The sequence below is a fragment of the bacterium genome (assembly GCA_040755755.1).
Taxonomy (GTDB): Bacteria; SZUA-182; SZUA-182; order DTGQ01; family DTGQ01; genus DTGQ01.
Window position 1 is genome coordinate 210,055 of the sequence record JBFLZW010000033.1, and the last position, 18,955, is coordinate 229,009.

The window sequence follows — 18,955 nt, forward strand, 5'->3', positions numbered from 1 at the left end:
TTTTCCCCTCATTACCTTACAACAAAATTTATGATGAATTTTCAGCTTTTAATCATACAACCTCACCCTAAAAATTTCATCTCCGGCAACGTTGCCGATGCCACTGCTGATGCCAAGGTCATGCATGGCAGTGCAGATGTTCCCTATCTTGTAGAGAAGCATCCACTCCACTTCTCCCCCTTGAGGGAGAGGCAGGGTGGGGGTGATGGTTATGATCACCTTTCCGCTCGAGAAAAGGAAAATGGGGAACATCTGATGGCAGTGTTTACCCTCTGACATTACTCCAATATCCGTATCCGTCTCTTATCCAGAGCTATGCCGTATTTGGTATCCGGCTTACGGCCGACAGACGATATCTCAAGGGTGGGTAAAGTGTAGAGGCCAAATCTCTGGCTGATCTTTTTCTTGATCTTGGCCTTATACTGGTTGAAAGTTTCAGCATCCAGCTTGCCAATGCCGCCGATATCACCAATACTGTCAATATTGCCACGGCAGATATCGTCTTGAGTAAGGCTTTTGTCCATGTTTTTCAAGGGAAGGTCACTTCCGGTTATACGAAGATACAGTTCGGTTATCTTTCTCTGGTCCGAAAAAACATCCTGGACGGTCAAAAAGCACTCCTGGCAGGACTGACAGGAAGGTTTCTCCTGCGAGCAGTCTCTTTTTTGCATGGCAAAGAAGGTATAGAGCGTTAAAAGAGAGGGTGATAGGTCAAGTTCCATTCCCTTAAAGGTCAGTTTCTTCTCAAGGATATTTATGGTTAAGGCGGGCTTTTTCTCCCGTACCAGGGAGAGCATCAAGGTTGCAGGGTCATGAGGCGTTCCCAGCCATTCATGAGATAATCTGTCACGAATTGATACAAAAGGCATGTGGATGAGGTTAACCCGTGCATAGCTTGTTTTCTTTGAATACGGCTCACCCTTTTGGTCCTTTAACTCAATCTCCACAGGCACTGGCGGGGGATAGAAGAATCCGCGATTGCTTTCAAATCCCGGTGATACCAGGACATGGTAAATTCTGTCCTGCGGTCTCCCATAAAGTTGAGCAGCCAGAGTCAGGCAAGAGCTCATGGTCTTTCGGCCACCGGCAACAAGGAAGAAAACAGCCGTTTCCGGATCCGAGGTCAGGGAAAAAGTAAGATCGAGACACTTCCTGAGAAGACACTCATTATCATCCTCATCAATAATGTCATCTATCTGCCGCCCATCCTCATCGGTGATCACGTGGACATGATCCGCCCCAAAATCGATTTGTCCCGCATCCTTGCCGTAATCCCGCAGATATTGATAATATTGGCCATCCGCAGGTGATAAAAGATGGGCATTGATCATATCCTTGCCATCTCTGGTGGTAATAACTTGAATGGCATCAACCCGCCGTCCCTCCTGATGCAGAGCGTAGAGAGCTTCAGTAATCACCTGAGGGCTGAGGCCGCAGACAGCCAGCAAGATATACTTCATCCTGCCTCCACGACGATCTGTCCCAGTCCGAACGTGCTCTGCTTGCCAAGATGAACCTCTTCGCAGAGACGAAGTAAAGGCAAAAATTCTCCTAAATTACCCGTATAGCTGATGCTGCCAACTATACCACCCATGAGCATCTTCACTTCCTGGCGGTTGGAGTAACGCTCCCAATCGAACCAGTGAAGATCAGACGCCTGTATCTTTATGCTCTGGTCCTGGGCTCTTGCCACCAGGCCTGTATAGTCCAGAGCAGGCTGCCCCTCCCCATAGCAGGCAAAGAGAGATGATATCCTGCGTAAAGCAGCCCTGATCAGGATATGGAATGGCAAATCAGCCTTCAGGTGGTTTTCATGCTTTAATCGCAGCGGCGTCTTGAGGTGGATGGTCAGGCGGTTAATCTCTCCCTGTGGCTCTTGTCCCTGCTGTCCTTGCCGCCCCTGTCCTTGCGGCTCTGGTATCTTGAGCTCGGTAGTGAAATCATCTCTGCTCAGCCTTTGATCCTGGCTGGAATAGATAACCTTCCCATGAGCTGAAACGGTCTTGAGAATGAATCCCGCCCTTTTCCCGTTTATGTATCTTCCAATGCCAATCTGTCCCATTTGATCGAAGGCATAGATACAGTAGGGAAGATAATCGTTTGCCTGACCAAAAAGGAGAAGATTGAAGTCAAAGCTATCACCTGGCTTGAAATGCTCCTGGAGAGTCAGCGGTGGCTCGATGACAAAGGGGTGAGGCGGGGATGGAAGATTCACGCCACTTTTTGTGCAGCCTTCTTTCTTCTCGAAAAAGAAAGAATATACACAACGGCTGTTCAACAGACAACTCTGGCAATCCTGCCTCTCAAGGGCACAGACCACCCGCTTTAAAGCAGTACCAAAGGCCCCGCGGAAAGTTGATCCCTTGAATGGAGGGAGAATGGCCTCGGCATTTAACTCACTGGTAAAGGTAAGGCGACTATAGAGCATTCCATTGCCCTTTCCATATGTTCTGGTATTCTGGGTGCTTATTTTGTTATCCTGTATTGCAGTATAATTAACGCCTAACGCCTGATATGGAGCCTGTGCAGGTAAGGAGAAATCTTTGCATTGCCCGTTTCTCCTGTTATAAGAGCAGGAAATAGACAAAATTCCATCATTATAGAAATATTAATACAAAGTTGATTTACAAGCAAGAAATATGTTTCAAGAAGAGAATATATTCTTATAGCCAAGGCTGGACCATTACATACTGACAGGTTGCTGACTGATCAGAATCGAGAACAATCGGCAAGTATTTCAAGGCTTCATCCAATCCTTGGGAGAGGAGTGGAAAAGCGGCTCTTTCAGGCCAACAGCCGCGTGTTCAACCCCCCAGATGCAAAGACTGACTCTCTCACTATGGACTATTTCCCCTAAACCGAATGGCACTTACATAAGAATTAGTAATTCTCCCGCAGAGACGCTGAGACGCAGAGGATATCATTGAAAAGTAAAAGTAAAACAAGTTCCTCCTTGTGCCTTTTTACTTTTTGCTTGCTTCCAGGCCGTTGACACATCGATATATCCCGACTTTCATCAGGACCTTGCCGGATTGGTTGTTCTCTGCGTCTTCTGCGGGAGATCTTTTTTCCCTGTGTGCTTTGTGTCCTCTCTATATTATAAGCTTGGCTTATGTAAGTGCCATTCCCCCTAAACCGGCAGATGCAGCCTCCTGATAAGCTCGATTCTCTCCTCTCTGGTCAACTTTTTCTTTGGCTGCGGCTGAGGGCGAGGTTTTGTAGCCTCCAGTTTCGATTCCTTATACTCTGCCAAAGGGACAGCCCGCTTGCCAAGACCGGCTTGATAGCCGGGTGTATTGTTGAACTCTTCGGCAATCAGGAAGATATTGACGATGATGTCGCTGACTCCGCCATGAAATTTGCTGTGCGACTGATTGACATAGTCGGCAATGGCTTTTTCATACGGTGTGTTGTCAGGGTTATAGTAGGAGATGAGCCAGCAGAAGCCCCGGAATTCGAAGTGAGGCGTCAGATAGGGCAGCCCTTCAAAAAATGTCTGGGTTCCATCCGTATTGAAAAGCGACATATAAGTAAGGGTGGCTGCCGGATTGGCAATGATATTCTGAAAGGTATGGGTTTCGGTAAAGCCAAGCTGTCTGGCGGGGTCCTGGGCATTAATGGGCCGTCCGGTATACAGCTCAAGGGTGGCAAACCGGGTTTTGTCCCAGAGCTCTTTTTCCTGATAAAGCTGCCGCTTGATCTTAAAGACATCCATAGGGATATTTCCTGTCTTGTAGACCTTGTCAAGCTCATTGTTCACCCGCTGGATGTTTTCCGGTTTGGGGACGATGGTGAAACCTTTGGCTGTGGTGTTGAGATGGAAATCACTGTCGCCCCGGCCACCAAACTTTTTCCCGTAGGTTGAAATCATGGGATGATGATGGCCGCCATTCGGAATGTTCATCCCCTCGGTTTCACCTTCAACAAAGGCGATAAGCCGATCAAAATACCAGATTTTCTCGGCCAGCCACCAATCGTGAAAATCAGCATCGAATTCCCTGACAGGGTATCGAGCCCATATTCCATCGATCCGGGCTATGACGATTCTTTTATCATTGACCAGGTCTGTCCGGATGTTTTTGGGAACGAAATATTTATTGCCATTTTCATCGGTTTTCCAATCCACTGCCGAGCTGTCGAATATTTCTTCTCCACTCGCTTTCCCCCATTTGGCCAGGAGCGGCCCCCCCATGCTGAGTAATCCCAGCCCTGCCGAAGAAAGTCCGAATGCCTTCAGAAAAGAACGCCGTTTAATTCCCTGCTCCGTGCAAATTTCCCCGAGACTTTTCATCCTGCCCTCCCCTCTCTCTTTTTGGCTCCTTTCGCCAATACCCCGTACTTTGAGCTTCAGGAATCAAAATGTGCATGTTTTTTTACCGGATATTCCGCCTGTAGTATGACAATTCGGGTTAAATGAGAATTTTCCTGTAAAAAGAGAATCCTTTTTGATAAGGTAAGATTTGCTTCCTGTTGTTGCCGAACTTATTGCAGGAGCGAAAATAGATGACCGAGAGATTCCAAATCTACAAGTGCGGGCTGTGTGAAAATATCGTGGAAATAACCCACGCAGGTACCGGTGAGCTTGTCTGCTGCAGCCAGCCGATGAACCTTTGCCTGGAGCACAGGAGAAACGAAGATGAGCGGGCAAACCATACTCCGGTACTTGAGCGGACCGGTCAGGGTCTCATGGTCAGGGTTGGAACCAACGAACACCCTATGGAGCCAAGACATTACATTGAGTGGATTGAAGTTATTGATGAAAAAAGTGCCTGCCGCCGGTTTTTGAGGCCGGGAGATGCCCCCGCCGCTCTGTTCGATACCAGCACAACTCCGCAGAGGATCAGAGAGTATTGCAGCCAGCATGGTCTGTGGAGAGGATATATGATCATGAACAGCAGATGATGAGCAGTGGTCAGTGGTCAGAAAAAAACTGAAAAATCCTAACTGATTACTGACTACTGATAGCTTCTTTTGAGCATTCACAGTATAATATTAAGGAAAGAATTGAATTTGGTTGTATTATGACCCATGACTTAAAGAATCAAATGAAAGAACATATCAACTTAGGCATCAGCACCTGCCTTCTGGGAGAAAATGTCCGCTATGATGGCGGGCATAAGTTAAACCATTACTTGAAGGATGTTGTCGGACAGTTTGTCAATTGGATTCCTGTCTGTCCCGAGGTCGAGTGTGGACTCCCCGTTCCCAGGGAGGCGATGCACCTTTCCGGGGACCCCCGATCGCCACGTCTGGTCACGGTAAGGAGCGGCATCGATCACACGGCACGAATGCTCGAATGGTCGAAGAAAAAGCTCGATCAGCTTGAAAAACTCGATCTTTGCGGATTTGTGTTCAAGAGTAACTCCCCAAGCTCCGGGATGCGGGACATTTTCGTCTATGGCAGTTCCGGAGTGCCGGTAACAAAAGGGCCGGGTATTTTTGCCAGACAATTCATGGACCGGTTCCCCCTGATCCCGGTCGAGGACGAAGGCAGACTGAATGATGCGGAATTGAGGGAGAATTTTATTGAGCGGGTCTTTGTGTTCAAGCGGTGGAAAGACCTTACCAGGAATAACGTTACTATCGGGGGGCTGGTTTCCTTTCATACGGCTCATAAGTTGCTTATTATGTCTCATAGTGTCAAGTACTTGAATGAGCTTGGAAAACTTGTGGCCCAGGCCGAATCAGATGACCTCAAAAAAGTTTTCGATCATTATTTTCTCATCCTCATGACCGCCCTGAAACTGAAAGCCACTGTCAGAAAGAATGTCAATGTCCTGCACCATATTATGGGCTATTTCAAAAAGAGACTCTCATCCGGCGAGAAGCAGGAGCTTCTTGAAGTGATTGAGAGCTATCATCACGGTCTCATGCCTCTTATCGTACCCATTGTCCTCTTAAAGCATTACGTCAGGAAATTTGACGAACCCTACCTGAAGCATCAGTATTATCTGAATCCCTACCCCATTGAGCTCATGCTGAGAAACCATGTATAGGCGCTTACAGCCCACACAATGAAAATTTTGTTCAAACTTTGGTGCAAAGCGGCGGAGCGGGACATCATTGCATCCTATCTTGTCGCTTTGCAGAGATGCTGGGAAATAAGGACCGCACCGCTCTTGACAGGCTGATTGAAAAGAGCGATGCATTATTACAACCTGAGTATATGGCCCGCCACGATTTCTGGCTGATGTATCCCTCTTAACCTGAATGGCACTTACATAAGCCAAGCTTATAATATAGAGAGAACACAAAGCACACAGGGAAAAAAGATCTCCCGCAGAGACGCAGAGACGCAGAGAACAACCAATCCGGCAAGGTCCTGATGAAAGTCGGGATATATCGATGTGTCAACGGCCTGGAAGCAAGCAAAAAGTAAAAAGGCACAAGGAGGAACTTGTTTTACTTTTACTTTTCAATGATATCCTCTGCGTCTCAGCGTCTCTGCGGGAGAATTACTAATTCTTATGTAAGTGCCATTCCTCTTAACCTGCCTCTTTAAAATTGTTCTGGTTATGGCATTCGTGGCAATTCTCTCCCATCCCTCCTTTATGGATATCCTCATGGCAATGAAAGCACTTATTCTCATTGATCAGATAGCTGCCTTCTGTGTGACAGACTTCGCACCTGAGGAGAAGATGTTTCCCTCCAAGGGGCGAACCAACCATAGAATGGTCGAATGATTTCTCATCAAAGTGTATCATATTGAATAATCTACTGTGATGTTCCGAATGGCAACGGGCGCATTCTGTAGTAACCCTGGCATGTAAACCGGATTTTCTTTGAATCATGGACTTGATGTCCTGGTGGCAATTCAGGCATTTATCAGTATCCAGTTTTTTTCCTTTCGTATGACAGGCATTGCACTCACCCTTTTTATCAAGCTTTTCATGAGCGTATGAGAGCGGGCCTGGTGACAGCATTTTTGACCAGTTAATGCGAAACCCTCCGTAAAAGATCAGAGCAACACTCGCTATCGTGAAAATAAGGGAAACAGCTCCTTTTATTATAAGATCCATTTGTACCCCCAGTACGACGTAACCAGAATATGAGCCAGAACAATGATAAAAAGCAGGTAACTGGAAAACTCATGAACGAGCTTCCATTTATTCAATATGGAAAGGCATAAATTCAAAAAGGCGGTGGAACGGATTTCCCTCAGCCTCTTGATAAGCTGGTCCGCGCAGTTGCACAACTCCCCCTGCTGGTCACTGTCGTATTTTTCGTTTACGAGATCGACCAGGCAGCCAGTCTCTTTTTTGATAAATCTCCACTGCCGGAAAGTCGCTACCAGTCCTGCGGTGCTGGGGAAACCAGGTGATTTCAAGTCCATTATTCTTTTGATAATCGGTGAAATATTGTTGGCATTCCGCAGATCTTTTTCTATGAGACGATCGATTTCATGCAGGTACTGATATATAGTGGATATACCCCAGAAGCAATAACTGAAGAGCACCTTGCCGAAAAATCCCGAAATTACCACCAGAAGCATAACCCAGAAAGTCGCACTATCCCTGAGAGCGAAAGAAGAATGAAACATGACGAGGACAGACCCCAGAATACCGAAAAATATGTGTATTTCCAGCCACGATGAAAGGGGGCCCAGAGATTCGAAACTCTTAATCTTTTTTCTCACAGCAAAGAGGATATAGGAAAAAACCATGAATATGGTCCCCACAACGCCGAGGGTATGACCTACCCTTCCCGAAGGTTTAAGGCTTGAGTATGCAGCAGAAGTAATTCTGTCACGATGGGGAGTAAACAGGTGTGGCAGATAAAGAATACCAAGATAAACTACAACGAGGATAACGAGAGAAATCCATATGATTCGGAAAATCGGCTTCTTATCCTGATGTGCAGCCTGAGGAAAAACTCCATCCTCTGCCATTTTCCCAGCGCTTTCGCCCCCTTCAAATGAGTGCTTTAAAAGCTCTCTTAACTCGATGCCGATAGATCCCCTGTTCTTTGAGATAAAACCCTCGATAGTCATGACCTTGAGAGCGCCTGCCGGGCAATTGTTAACGCAAGCCCTGTTGCTATAGCCTGCACAGCCATCGCATTTTACCGCAATCCCGGTCTGGCGTTTTTTTCCGGTTGAGTTGTCTTTTTCATTTTCACCGGCCTCGTTGGCTTTTTTCAGCTTTATAAATGGAAATAAATCATCGATAAGAGACGATTTACGCTCCTGCTTTGAGGAAAAATGAATGGCACCGTATGGGCAGGCCCTCATGCATAATCCGCAACCTATGCAGTTATCCGTTATGACAATGTGCCCTTCATCATCCTTTTCGATTCCATGTCGGCGGCAGACTTCAACGCATTTTGGATTCCTGCAAATTTTACACAGGTTAGGGATGAGATTACTTCCGATAATAGCAGATCGCTCTCGAGCGAAGCGGGAAACATCGTTATGCCTTCTTTTGCAGGCAGAGATACAATTACCGCAGTTAAGACATTGTTCGATATCACACACTACTATCGTTTGAGAATCTGTCATCTTCTGATGTCACCTCAGAGTATGTTTATGATATTTGACTTGTCTGTGAGAGATTTAGTTGTATAGTCTTCCGGCAGGACATCTTTGGATTTTAAAACCCCTGTTACATGAGTTACCACCTGTTTTTTATCACTACTCAGGAAGTTATTAAGATTGCCAAAAAAAGAGCAAAAACCATGCCAAAAGGTTGTCGTAATTAATTATTAAAAATAAAGAACTAGTTATGATCTTTATAAAGCCTCTGTCATTATTTCATGTTTAAGATGGGTAAATGTTATGCGTTTCATCTGGGTAACGCCATCATAAGAATTGTTGGAAACAACCAGTTTGCAGCCTCTAATCCGTCCAAGTTAATGATCCAGGTTTTATTCTCCACTATGGCTATTTGGTACAGTTTTTGCTTTCTCCCTTAAGACGATCGTTTTAATAACTTTCCCATAGTATGGAATTTTGGTAACTACTCAGGCACAAAGGAGCAAAGAAGGTAAAATGAATGCTGGGCAATTAAGCGGGGAAGTTAAACAGCAAATAGGCAATTTTGTTCAAAAAAGTGATATCAGGAAGAGAAGGCCTGTGAAAAAACTTGGCATTCGGAGCAGACGATGGCTTTTTACTTTCCACGTATTATTCAGCTCAGTATGGCTTGGAGCAGCAATATCCATGAACCTCATCATGCTTCTCAATGGCAGCCCTCCGAGTGGAGAGAAAACCTACGTACTTAATCTGGCTATCAAGTTCCTTGATGACTTTCTCATACTACCCTCGGTAATAGGTACAGTCATGACAGGTTTTCTGATTTCATTGAAAACCGACTGGGGATTTTTCAAGTACCACTGGGTCACGGCAAAATGGATTGCTACTTTTGCTCTCACCATTTCCGGCTCCTTTTGGCTTTTACCGTGGCTGAACAGACTGATCGCCATCTCTAACGTGCACTCTCTGCCGCTTCACCAGGGTTCTAGCTATGCTCATTACCGCATTATGTTTATCGTCCTGGGTAACTGCCAGGCTATCGTCCTGACCTTTATGGTTTTACTTTCAGTATTCAAGCCGGGCGGAAAATTCAAAAAGAGAGGCCTGAGCCCAAACCCTGAGTGGGCAAGAAGGAATTAAGCGCTTCTTAATCTTCATTGACAAACATGGCCTTGCCCATTACAATCTTATTATCTTTGTACCTGCACAAGGGAGGCAGGGTGCCTTGAACTGAATGGGACTGAACATGGCCAGGAATAAAAAAACTCTTCTGTTGATGGCAACTGCTGTCTTCATTTTCGGCAGCTCCCCTCAGGGTGTATCGGCGGCGCAGCAGGTGCGGGAAGGTGCCCGCGCAAGACCCTATTTCTTCTCTCCTCCTGACCAGGATTTTGAGCCTATCGTCAAAAAACGGCTGACCAGGATGCACTTCCGGTCAACCTATCGCCGGACATCCCCTATCGACCATACACCGACACCGAGCAATGAATCCCTCCGCACTGGGATTGCGTTGCGGAATTACGGATCTGATGGATCCGTACCATGCTTCCGAGAAAGCCTTGAAGGGTGCCGACAACCTTTTGATCGATATCCTGAAACATACCGCCGAAGGCTGGTAAATAGACGGTGGTTAGATCTTGAATCATATTGATATAATTCAGGCTTACATCATCGTCACTGGTACTGGGGAGAGAGATGACTTCGATTCCCAGAGAGAGGAGCCGCTTTTTCAGTTGAGCCCGTTGCTCTTCACGCTCAAGGAGAAGCCGGTAGTATTCGAATAAATCCCTGCGGGCGTCCTGGTCAGCCAGACTGGCCCAGAACTTTTCTCTCTGTTTGTGGGCTGCACTCAAGAGATCCAGTCCCAGGAGAAAGCGAGACAGGTTGACCCTTCCGGACTCCTCGCCCGAAACTGCAAAAAATTCAGCCTTATCAGAGATAAATTGTCCCTTTTCATCGCGAAACTCGTTCACTCTGGACCAGAGAATTTGCAGCAGTTGATCCTGATGCTCCGAATGGTCCAGCCACCAGGTCAATTCATCAGCCTCTGATTCAGTGAGGATGGAACAGGAAAGCAGCCCCTTGATCCCGCACCGGACGATCATCCGGGCAGCAGCCAGGGAATCATTGGTAAAGGCGATCATCCTTCCCTTGTGCCAGCGGAAAGAGACTTCAAGATCAATATGAAAGGAAAGGGGGGGCAGGACTTCGATCCGGTCAGCCCCCCATTCCCGGCGGAAAGCCTCCAGCACTTCCTCTTTTTTCAGGCCAAGCCTGGTATTGCGGATTACCTCGGCCTGTCCGACGAATACGGTCAATTCTCCGGTTTTGGGATGTTTCACCGGCAGAATGTTTCCTCCCTGAAACAGCAGCGGAGATTGAACAACCCGCCATCCTGCCCGCTGGACCTGATCGAAGATGAAGGATTCCGCAGGCCGGTATTCGCTGTAATCCTCACCAACACAGGCAAACCTGGGCACCAGGGTAACATATTCCTGAAATCTCCCCCACCGATCGTACACAGCACCTGTCTTGCAGTTATCCTGGGCCCATTGGGAAGATACGCTCTCATCCTCAAGCAGCACTACCCGCTCCGGAGCAGGCACATTCCATGCCTGAATCAGGCCGGTCAGCGGAATAAGCTCAGCGGGGGAGACAGAGATCAGGAACTTCTCGCGGGAGGTGGCAAGAAGCAGTTGCCGGGCAATATCAACGATGCAGCCATCTCCCGGTCCCTTGACATAGTCCAGAGGATAGAGCTGCATCCGCATGGCCTCGATCCGGCAGACCCCGTTTTCCGGCAGCAGTCTGAAACCATGCTGGGTGGGTGTATATTCGAATTTCCACTTCGGCTGGCCGGAAGCCGATGACCGCTCAGGGGCTTGTGTACAAGCCTGCCTGCTGAGAGCAGCCACGATCTGGTCAAGACCGGCTATCTGGGGGGCATCGATCGAGTAGCAGTTGAGCAGCCTTACCGGAAATCCGATCTCCTCGATCAATGCCTTGTTCGCCCGGCCGTTGTGCTGATAGGGAAATTCAGGAAACTCCCGCATGACCCTGGACAGCGTCTTTATCAACCCCAATTCCGCCAGATTCCGCCCCACGGTCTTCCTGGCCCTGGCCAGGCCCTGGCGGTCGGGAAATTCAATCGCAGAAATGATCCTGTGCTTTTCCTGTAAAATCGGGGCCTGCATGGTAGGCAGTTCCGGGGTCCGGTCTTTTTCCTTTCTTCGTGCTTCAAGGATGCCGGAGGGAAGAGATTGCTTAACAATAGTGACGGGGGGAATGGCGAGGCTGAGAGGTGGGGGAAAAAAGAGAGCAAGCCAGGCCAGAAAAAATGCGAGGAAAATGAGAAGGGATCGGCGAATTCTGCTACTATAGCGGTTTTTACCTGGCCAAGCTACAAAAATTAACCACAAAGGTTTGCCCCTCTGTGTCTCTGTGGTGTCCTTTATCTTTGTTTTTTGGAGGATGAGCAATTAAGGAACCGCTATAACAACTGGCCACTTGCTTTTACTGACCACTATCTCTCATCACTCGCCGTGAGCCTGGTAATAGGTTTGTCCCTCGTGCACCCGCACGGTGAGCAGGTGTGATTGAACCAGCTCATCCAGCACTTTGACCAATTCAGCAAGGTGCACTTCATCGGGCTGCATCCCGGCAGTATGCATCCCTGCGGATTGAGCGATTTCGTCCAGGGTGCAGGGTCTTCGCTTCAGCATTTCAAGGATCCGCTTGCGCAGAGAGCGGGAGCGGGATATATCACCGCGGCCAGGGCAATACTGCCCGACCACTACGGCTCTTGGGCCAAGGAGAGCGGCAATCTGCGCCAGCCGCTCCGGAGGGCTTGGCATTATCCCCTGAAAAGCCGGAGGACGGACTACGGTATTGAGCTGGATCTGGTCCGGTGCAATGGCCTGCACCGCTTTCACAAGGTGTTCGACTTCCGCCTGATGATCGTTGATTCCCCGGCAAAACAGGATTTCCAGCCAGATCTGGCCGGGAAACTCCTTTCGCAGACGGATAAGACTCTCCAGTATCTCTCCAGCGCTGATTCCTTCAAGCGGAAGATTGACCTGCTCGAAGACCTTTTGGGTGACAGCATCCAGCGAAGGAACAATGAGATCGACCCCGTGCAGTTCCTTTCGTACTTCGGGATCAGGGAGCAGCGAACTGTTGGTCAGAACAGCTATGGGAGTGGCGGTCAATTCCCTGATCCTGGCCACCAGATCCCCCAGGTCGGCATTGAGCGTTGGCTCGCCGGAACCGGCCAGGGTAATATAGTCCACCTCCCCGGCAAGCTGCGCCAGCCGCTCTTTCAGTTCCTCGATGACCAGGCCGGCATCCAGAAATGATTTCCTCTGGAGCGTCTGACAGGTCGTCCGGCCAAGCTCACAGTAGACACAATTGAAAGAACAGGTTTTATACGGAACCATGTCCACCCCCAGAGACCTGCCGAGCCTCCGGGAGAGAACCGGTCCAAAAAGTACGCCCATCAATAACTTCCCTATAAACCGCCCGCCTAAAAACAGCCCAACTGACAGCCTCTGATCTTGATTTTCAGCTCGTTCAGCAGGTTTCCCATTTCCCGGCGGGATATCTGGTGTTCGTCAGCCAGCCGGGTGGCTGTCTCACAGGTGATCTTCCCCTCCGGGGCTTTTTCCTGAATTGCGGCTATCAGTTTTTCCCGTTGTTCTTGCTGCATGTTTGTCTGTTGCTCCTGGTGCGTGTTTTCCCGTTGTTCTTGCTGCATATTCTTCACCCTTTCCAGATTGAGCAGGAGAACATCCATCCGCCCCTGAGGAGACTGCCGGAAAAAGGCGGTCAGCTCTTCAGGAGTAAAGAAAGATGTAAGATAAGCTTCCATATCCACCCCTTTCCGATCCATCCAGCAGCCAGGCAGCCGGGGACAGGGTTTTCCTCCTCCCTGCTGTTTCCGGCAATAGGAGAAGGGCACCTCCCCTCCCAGGGAAGGACAGCGGATAATCAGGTGGTCAAAGCTTTCCCGGGTTATCATAATGATTCAATTATACGGAACTTTCGGGAGACTGTCAATTGAGTTGAAAAGAACATCCTGGCCCGGAATATCAGCTATTCATAAATTATATTGACTTCACTTGCTCTATTAAGTTATAACCGGAGAGAAAGAGACCGAAATTTCATCCAACCTTACTCCCCCAGGATAATCGAGGGGGGACAGAGTCTATGAGGACAGAGTCTATGAAGAGATCGTTTTTGCCCGTTATAACAGCCTTATGTTTTCTTTCGCTTTTTACCCTTACACTCGCCGGAATCCTTCATCCGGCACTCTGGGCTGAAGAAATCCCGCAATGCATCGAGGTTTTTCCTCTCCCGAAAAACGGGTATCTTAATTTACCGCAAGGGATAGCTCTCGACGGTATCGGCAATATTTATATAGTTGACAATGGTAATGGCTGCATTCAGAAATTTGATGCTCAGGGTAATTTTCTCGCTCGATGGGGAAGCAAGGGCCATGGAGATGGCCAGTTTGCCACTCCTTATGGGATAGCGATTGACCGGAGTGGCCATATCTATGTAGTTGACAGTGGTAACCGGCGAATTCAGAAGTTTGATGACCAGGGTAAATTTCTGGCCAAATGGGGGAATTACGGGCAGGGAAGCGGAGAATTTGATTTTCCCATTGGAATAGCCGTGGATGAGGGCGGCTATGTCTATGTAACCGACACGGGCAATGCCTGTATTCAGAAGTTCGATGCTCAGGGCAATTTTCTGGCCAAATGGGGGAGCAGGGGCAGCGGAAATGGACAGTTTATGGCACCGTACGGGATAGCCGGAGACGGGAATGGTCATATGTATGTAACTGACACGGGTAATACCTGTGTCCAGAAGTTTGACGCTCAGGGCAATTTCCTGACCAGATGGGGGAGCAGGGGCAACGGAGATGGTCAGTTTTACTCTCCCCGTGGAATATGCACAGATGGAAGCGGCCATATATATGTCATTGACAATGGTAACAGACGCATCCAGAAGTTTGATGCTCAGGGCAAATTCCTGACCAGGCTGCCGGTTCAATCTTCAAATTCACTCCTGCTCTTGAATCCCCTCTGGCTGGCGGCAGACATGAATGGTCATCTCCTGGTAGTTGAAAGTCAGAGCAATCTGGTCAAAAAGTTTGATGCCCAGGGTAATTTTCTGGCCGAATGGGGAAATCAGAGTCAGGAACGTGGACAATTCAGCGATCCCGTAGGGATAGCAGTGGATATGGCTGGCAGTATCTATGTGGCTGATCCGGGCAATTATCGCCTTCAGAAGTTTGACGCTCAGGGTTCCTTTTTGGCCGCCTGGGGAGATGACGAGCACTATTGGGGACAATACGGGGAGTTTTTCTTTCCCTGCGGGCTAGCCGTAGACCGGAATGGCCTTGTCTTTGTAGTTGAAAATCAAAACAATCAGATCCAGAAATTAGATGCTCAGGGCAATTCTCTGGCCAGGTGGGGAGATTTCGGCCCGGAAGAGGGTCAGTTATTCTGGCCACAGGGAATAGCCGTAGATGCGAACAGTAATGTCTATGTGGCTGATACCGGGAACCATCGCATCCAGAAGTTTGACGCTCAGGGCAATTTCCTGGCTGCCTGGGGGTGCCAAGGTCAGGGGGATGGAGAATTTGCATCTCCGATGGGAGTAGCGGTGGATGACAGCGGTCATATCTATGTGGCCGATACCGGGAACCATCGCATCCAGAAGTTTGACGCGCAGGGTAATTTCCTGGCCAGCTGGGGAGAGTTGGGCTCAGAGGGGGGACAGTTTTTCGCACCGCAGGGAATAGCCGTGGATGCGAGCAGTAATGTCTATGTGGCTGATACCGAAAACCATCGCATCCAGAAGTTTGACGCTCAGGGCAACTTTCTGGCCACCTGGGGAGGCTTCGGCTCGGAGAAGGGGCAATTTGACTCTCCTGCCGGGATTGCGGTGGATGATCGGGGTTATATCTCCGTAGCCGATACGGGTAACCATCGGATCCAAAGGTTTGCCATGATAAGCCAATTGAAAGAGGAAATCTGCGATGGCCGCGACAATGACCATAATGGCCTGATAGACGATAACCTGACCAGATCATGCTTAACCGCCTGTGGTCAGGGGATAGAGACCTGTCAGGCAGGGCAGTGGATCAATTGTACTGCTCAGCCGCAAGCCGAAATCTGTGACGGCCAGGACAATGACTGTGACGGCAGGATTGATGAAGGATTTCCGAGGAACATTTTCTATGCAGACAGTGACGGCGATGGCTACGGGAATTTTCTGGTGAGCATTCAGGACTGCACTGTCCCTGCCGGTTACGTTCAAGACGGAAGCGATTGTGACGATACGGATAAAAATGTTCATCCCGGCGCATCCGAAATCCCCTGCAACAAAAAGGACGATGATTGTGCAGGAGGGGATAGAGCGGCGAATTGCTGTTTCAGCGCAACACCATATGCAAGCGGAAGCCCTGCGGAAGTCCCCCGGCAGCTTTGGACCATGCCCATCCTTTTGCCCTGGGATTTCAATTCACCGAATGGAATAACCATTGATAGACAGGGAAACATCTATGTGATTGACAGTGGAATCGGACGGATTAAAAAGTTTGAACCCCGGGGCGCTTTTTTGGCTGCCTGGGGAAGCGAGGGCAGTACAGATGGACAATTTAAATCTCCCGGTGGAGTAGCTGTGGATGATAACGGCAATGTCTATGTGGCTGATACGGGTAACAACCGCATCCAGAAATTCGATGCTCACGGTAATTTCCTCGTCAAATGGGGGATTGAGGGCAGCGGAGATGGCGAATTCAAGCTTCCTATGGGGATAGCTGTGGATGAGAGCGGCAGCGTCTATGTGGCTGATACTGGTAACAGCCGCATTCAGAAATTCGATGGCCAGGGTAATTTTCTCGCCAAGTGGGATATTGGCGGGGGAATCTATGGAGGATTTCCTCCCAACGGAATAGCCATAGATGGCAGTGGCTGCATGTATGTGGTCAGCAGCGGTATCAGTTATTTTTATATCCGGAAGTACGACGCTCAGGGAAGGGTTTTCGATGAATTTCAGATTTATGGCTGGGATAAGGATGCGGATTCGATAGCTGTAGATAGAAGTGGTAATATCTATGTGGCTACTCACGACTGGTACACCGGCACTGGTGCAATCCAAAAGTATGATGCACAGGGGCTTCTTCTGACCTCATGGAAAGGCGGAGGGCAAGAGAATGACAAGTTCACCTTTCCTGCCGGGATAGCCGTAAACGGCAGCGGCATGATCTATGTAACCGATGCCGGTAATAAATGCATCCAGGTTTTTTATGCTGACGGCACTTTTCTCAGTAAATGGGGAAGAGGTAAAGACATCGGGCAATCCGGGAGCTTATCCGGTGGAATAGCCGCTGACAGGAGCGGCCATATCTACCTGGTAGATACGAACGACCGGATTCGGAAGCTTGACGCTCAGGGCAATTTCCTGACGGCGTGGGGAAAAAGCGGCCGGGGAGATGGAGAATTCATCGCCCCCTTTGGAATAGCTGCCGATGGGAAAGGCAATGTCTTTGTTGTTGATAGTAAGAACGGACGGATTCAAAAGTTTGACGCTCAGGGCAACTTCCTGACGGCGTGGGGGAGCATAGGCACTAAGGATGGGCAATTCGCATTTCCCTGCGCGATAGCCGTGGATGAAAGCGGCTACAGCTATGTAACCGATACATTGACTCAATGTATTCAGAAGTTCGATGCCCAGGGCAGCTTTCTGCTCAAATGGGGGAAGGAAGGCCGGGGAGATGGTGAATTCAATTCACCGATTGGAATTGCCGCCGATGGCAGCGGCCATGTTTATGTGGTTGACAGTTTAAATAACCGGATTCAGAAGTTCGATGCCCAGGGCAACTTTCTGCTCAAATGGGGGAAGGAAGGCCGGGGAGATGGTGAATTCAATTCACCGATTGGAATTGCCGCCGATGGCAGCGGCCATGTTTATGTGGTTGACAGTTTAAATAACCGGATTCAGAAGTTCGATGCCCAGGGCAACTTTCTGGCCCGATGGGGCAGGAGTGGTCAGGGAAATGGAGAATTTCATTTACCCGCTGGAATAAGCGTGGATGGGAGCGGCCATATTTATGTAGTTGACTACGGCAATGGCCGCATCCAGGGATTTGTCGACCCAAGCCGGCAGGAACCGGAGATTTGCGACGGGCAGGACAATGACTGCGATGGGCAGGTCGATGAAGGCTGCTGCACCGGGGATATGAATGGGGACAGCACAATTACCCCGGTGGATGCTCTGCTTGTCTTCAGGTGCTACCTTGGGATGACCGCCTGTCCTGCATGTGCCGATGTTAACCGCGATGGTGCCGTCACTCCCGTAGATGCCCTGTGCCTGTTCAGAAAATATTTAGGGCAACCCTCCTGTCTGGATACAGTATCAGGGAGCTGATATATTACGAATGGGTGAATATTGAACTTTTATTCAGGAGTCAGAATCCAGAAGTCAGGAGTCAGGAGAAGAGGATTGCTTATTCTGAATTCTGAATTCTGACTCCTGACTTCTGACTCCTGACTTCTGACTCCTGACTTCTTTGGAAAAGTTCAGTTCACAGCCGTTTGCCGTTATCACCTGATTGTTTCCATCTTGACGAAAGGGGGCAAAGTATGCTAAAAAAGAAGCGATACGATAAGTATCACCCTCGCAGTAAAACAGCTTTACCCCAAAATTGCACAATCAGGCCGAAGTGGTGGAATTGGCAGACACGCTGTCTTGAGGGGGCAGTGGTTAACCCCGTGCGGGTTCGAGTCCCGCCTTCGGCACTTTTCTTTTTCTACCCACACTGCACCCCCCAAGGACACCTTTCTGTTTACCTTACAACCATTCAAGTTCATCTGGATTGACCAGATACGCTGCTGGTAAATATCCAAAAGATCAGGTACTGTGTACCAGAGAATATACAGAATCCAGCTTCAATAAATCCAGCTTCAATAAGATAAAGGGTAACTACTCAGCCTGGATATAGAGATTCATTGAGATTTATTCGACGAGGGAGGGGATAAAGAGAACTCCCTTGAAAGCATCTTTGATAGCATCGATGACCCTGAGACTATTTTTCCTTACTGTAGAGATATAACTACGACTACAACAGAAATTATCTGCTCTTTCTCGTGTTCGGAAAGAACCTGACACTTTCTGCTTGACTTTCACCATCCGGACATCCCTTTCTCCCTGATTGTTATCAAAAGGTACACGAAAGTCATACATAAAGGTCAGCACCTGCTGTTTGTGCTCCTTTAATCGGTCAAGGAGGTTTTTAGGGGGAGATTGCTTGACCTTGCCTCTTTTCTTTTTTGGCACCTGCTCCTGGGTGTAATCTGCAACAATATAGTTATGGATAGAGGGAGAAAATAGAAGAATTAAAGTTACCCGTTGGGGATTGGGAGATGAAATAGCGATAGAGGAAAAATGAATAAATAAAATGACCGGAATAAGGGG

14 protein-coding genes and 1 tRNA gene are annotated in these 18,955 nt (G+C 48.6%); 5 read left to right on the top strand and 10 right to left on the bottom strand.

Annotated features, from left to right (window positions below; genetic code table 11):
• Positions 1-48: 48 nt before the first annotated feature.
• The 4 genes from AB1611_11770 to AB1611_11785 all read right to left on the bottom strand — a co-directional run bounded on the left by AB1611_11770 (position 49) and on the right by AB1611_11785 (position 4,291).
• The gene (locus AB1611_11770; GenBank protein MEW6380268.1) at positions 49-279 is read right to left on the bottom strand and encodes a hypothetical protein; all 231 of its coding nucleotides are present in this window, start codon (positions 277-279) and stop codon (positions 49-51) included.
• On the bottom strand, positions 279-1,460 hold the full coding sequence (gene csm6 / locus AB1611_11775) for a CRISPR-associated ring nuclease Csm6 (GenBank protein ID MEW6380269.1): 1,182 nt from the start codon (positions 1,458-1,460) through the stop codon (positions 279-281). The genes AB1611_11770 and csm6 overlap by 1 nt, the downstream gene beginning before the upstream one ends.
• The gene (cas6, locus tag AB1611_11780; protein ID MEW6380270.1) at positions 1,457-2,428 is read right to left on the bottom strand and encodes a CRISPR system precrRNA processing endoribonuclease RAMP protein Cas6; all 972 of its coding nucleotides are present in this window, start codon (positions 2,426-2,428) and stop codon (positions 1,457-1,459) included. Before cas6 ends, csm6 begins: the two co-directional genes overlap by 4 nt.
• A 702-nt stretch (positions 2,429-3,130) precedes the next feature.
• Complete coding sequence (locus tag AB1611_11785) at positions 3,131-4,291, bottom strand: hypothetical protein (protein ID MEW6380271.1); 1,161 nt, start codon at positions 4,289-4,291, stop codon at positions 3,131-3,133.
• Between the two features lie 212 nt (positions 4,292-4,503).
• Here AB1611_11785 and AB1611_11790 point away from each other — a divergent pair, with 212 nt between their 5' ends.
• Together AB1611_11790 and AB1611_11795 are read left to right on the top strand one after the other, a co-directional pair.
• A complete protein-coding gene (locus AB1611_11790) occupies positions 4,504-4,902 on the top strand; it encodes a desulfoferrodoxin (GenBank protein ID MEW6380272.1) in 399 nt (132 codons plus the stop codon).
• Positions 4,903-5,021: 119 nt separating this feature from the next.
• On the top strand, positions 5,022-5,996 hold the full coding sequence (locus tag AB1611_11795) for a DUF523 and DUF1722 domain-containing protein (protein ID MEW6380273.1): 975 nt from the start codon (positions 5,022-5,024) through the stop codon (positions 5,994-5,996).
• Between the two features lie 489 nt (positions 5,997-6,485).
• On the opposite strand, the gene AB1611_11800 is transcribed toward AB1611_11795, so the two are convergent.
• A complete protein-coding gene (locus AB1611_11800; protein MEW6380274.1) occupies positions 6,486-7,019 on the bottom strand; it encodes a hypothetical protein in 534 nt (177 codons plus the stop codon).
• Complete coding sequence (locus AB1611_11805; protein MEW6380275.1) at positions 7,007-8,497, bottom strand: 4Fe-4S dicluster domain-containing protein; 1,491 nt, start codon at positions 8,495-8,497, stop codon at positions 7,007-7,009. Before AB1611_11805 ends, AB1611_11800 begins: the two co-directional genes overlap by 13 nt.
• Before the next feature lie 660 nt (positions 8,498-9,157).
• Between AB1611_11805 and AB1611_11810 the strand changes: the two genes are divergently transcribed.
• The gene (locus AB1611_11810; protein ID MEW6380276.1) at positions 9,158-9,610 is read left to right on the top strand and encodes a hypothetical protein; all 453 of its coding nucleotides are present in this window, start codon (positions 9,158-9,160) and stop codon (positions 9,608-9,610) included.
• Positions 9,611-9,927: 317 nt separating this feature from the next.
• Here AB1611_11810 and AB1611_11815 read toward each other — a convergent pair whose 3' ends face one another.
• The 3 genes from AB1611_11815 to AB1611_11825 all read right to left on the bottom strand — a co-directional run bounded on the left by AB1611_11815 (position 9,928) and on the right by AB1611_11825 (position 13,487).
• Positions 9,928-11,664 carry a hypothetical protein gene (locus AB1611_11815; GenBank protein ID MEW6380277.1) on the bottom strand — a complete coding sequence of 579 codons (1,737 nt, stop codon included), beginning with the start codon at positions 11,662-11,664 and terminating at the stop codon, positions 9,928-9,930.
• A gap of 339 nt (positions 11,665-12,003) precedes the next feature.
• Entirely contained in the window at positions 12,004-12,966 is a 963-nt protein-coding gene (locus tag AB1611_11820; GenBank protein MEW6380278.1) for a radical SAM protein, read from the bottom strand.
• Between the two features lie 26 nt (positions 12,967-12,992).
• The gene (locus AB1611_11825) at positions 12,993-13,487 is read right to left on the bottom strand and encodes a hypothetical protein (protein MEW6380279.1); all 495 of its coding nucleotides are present in this window, start codon (positions 13,485-13,487) and stop codon (positions 12,993-12,995) included.
• Positions 13,488-13,690: 203 nt separating this feature from the next.
• On the opposite strand from AB1611_11825, the gene AB1611_11830 reads away from it, so the two are divergent.
• Together AB1611_11830 and AB1611_11835 are read left to right on the top strand one after the other, a co-directional pair.
• Entirely contained in the window at positions 13,691-17,908 is a 4,218-nt protein-coding gene (locus AB1611_11830) for a 6-bladed beta-propeller (protein MEW6380280.1), read from the top strand.
• Between the two features lie 289 nt (positions 17,909-18,197).
• Positions 18,198-18,279 (top strand) — tRNA-Leu (locus AB1611_11835).
• Positions 18,280-18,496: 217 nt separating this feature from the next.
• Here AB1611_11835 and AB1611_11840 read toward each other — a convergent pair.
• Positions 18,497-18,955 (bottom strand): transposase (locus tag AB1611_11840; GenBank protein MEW6380281.1); only part of this gene is annotated, 459 nt, incomplete at its 5' end.

Bases quoted from the DNA above. Each gene is read 5' to 3' on its own strand.
- AB1611_11770 (MEW6380268.1), bottom strand. From the start codon at position 279: ATGTCAGAGGGTAAACACTGCCATCAGATGTTCCCCATTTTCCTTTTC.
- csm6 (MEW6380269.1), bottom strand. From the start codon at position 1,460: ATGAAGTATATCTTGCTGGCTGTCTGCGGCCTCAGCCCTCAGGTGATT.
- cas6 (MEW6380270.1), bottom strand. From the start codon at position 2,428: ATGCTCTATAGTCGCCTTACCTTTACCAGTGAGTTAAATGCCGAGGCC.
- AB1611_11785 (MEW6380271.1), bottom strand. From the start codon at position 4,291: ATGAAAAGTCTCGGGGAAATTTGCACGGAGCAGGGAATTAAACGGCGT.
- AB1611_11790 (MEW6380272.1), top strand. From the start codon at position 4,504: ATGACCGAGAGATTCCAAATCTACAAGTGCGGGCTGTGTGAAAATATC.
- AB1611_11795 (MEW6380273.1), top strand. From the start codon at position 5,022: ATGACCCATGACTTAAAGAATCAAATGAAAGAACATATCAACTTAGGC.
- AB1611_11800 (MEW6380274.1), bottom strand. From the start codon at position 7,019: ATGGATCTTATAATAAAAGGAGCTGTTTCCCTTATTTTCACGATAGCG.
- AB1611_11805 (MEW6380275.1), bottom strand. From the start codon at position 8,497: ATGACAGATTCTCAAACGATAGTAGTGTGTGATATCGAACAATGTCTT.
- AB1611_11810 (MEW6380276.1), top strand. From the start codon at position 9,158: ATGAACCTCATCATGCTTCTCAATGGCAGCCCTCCGAGTGGAGAGAAA.
- AB1611_11815 (MEW6380277.1), bottom strand. From the start codon at position 11,664: ATGCAGGCCCCGATTTTACAGGAAAAGCACAGGATCATTTCTGCGATT.
- AB1611_11820 (MEW6380278.1), bottom strand. From the start codon at position 12,966: ATGGGCGTACTTTTTGGACCGGTTCTCTCCCGGAGGCTCGGCAGGTCT.
- AB1611_11825 (MEW6380279.1), bottom strand. From the start codon at position 13,487: ATGATAACCCGGGAAAGCTTTGACCACCTGATTATCCGCTGTCCTTCC.
- AB1611_11830 (MEW6380280.1), top strand. From the start codon at position 13,691: ATGAAGAGATCGTTTTTGCCCGTTATAACAGCCTTATGTTTTCTTTCG.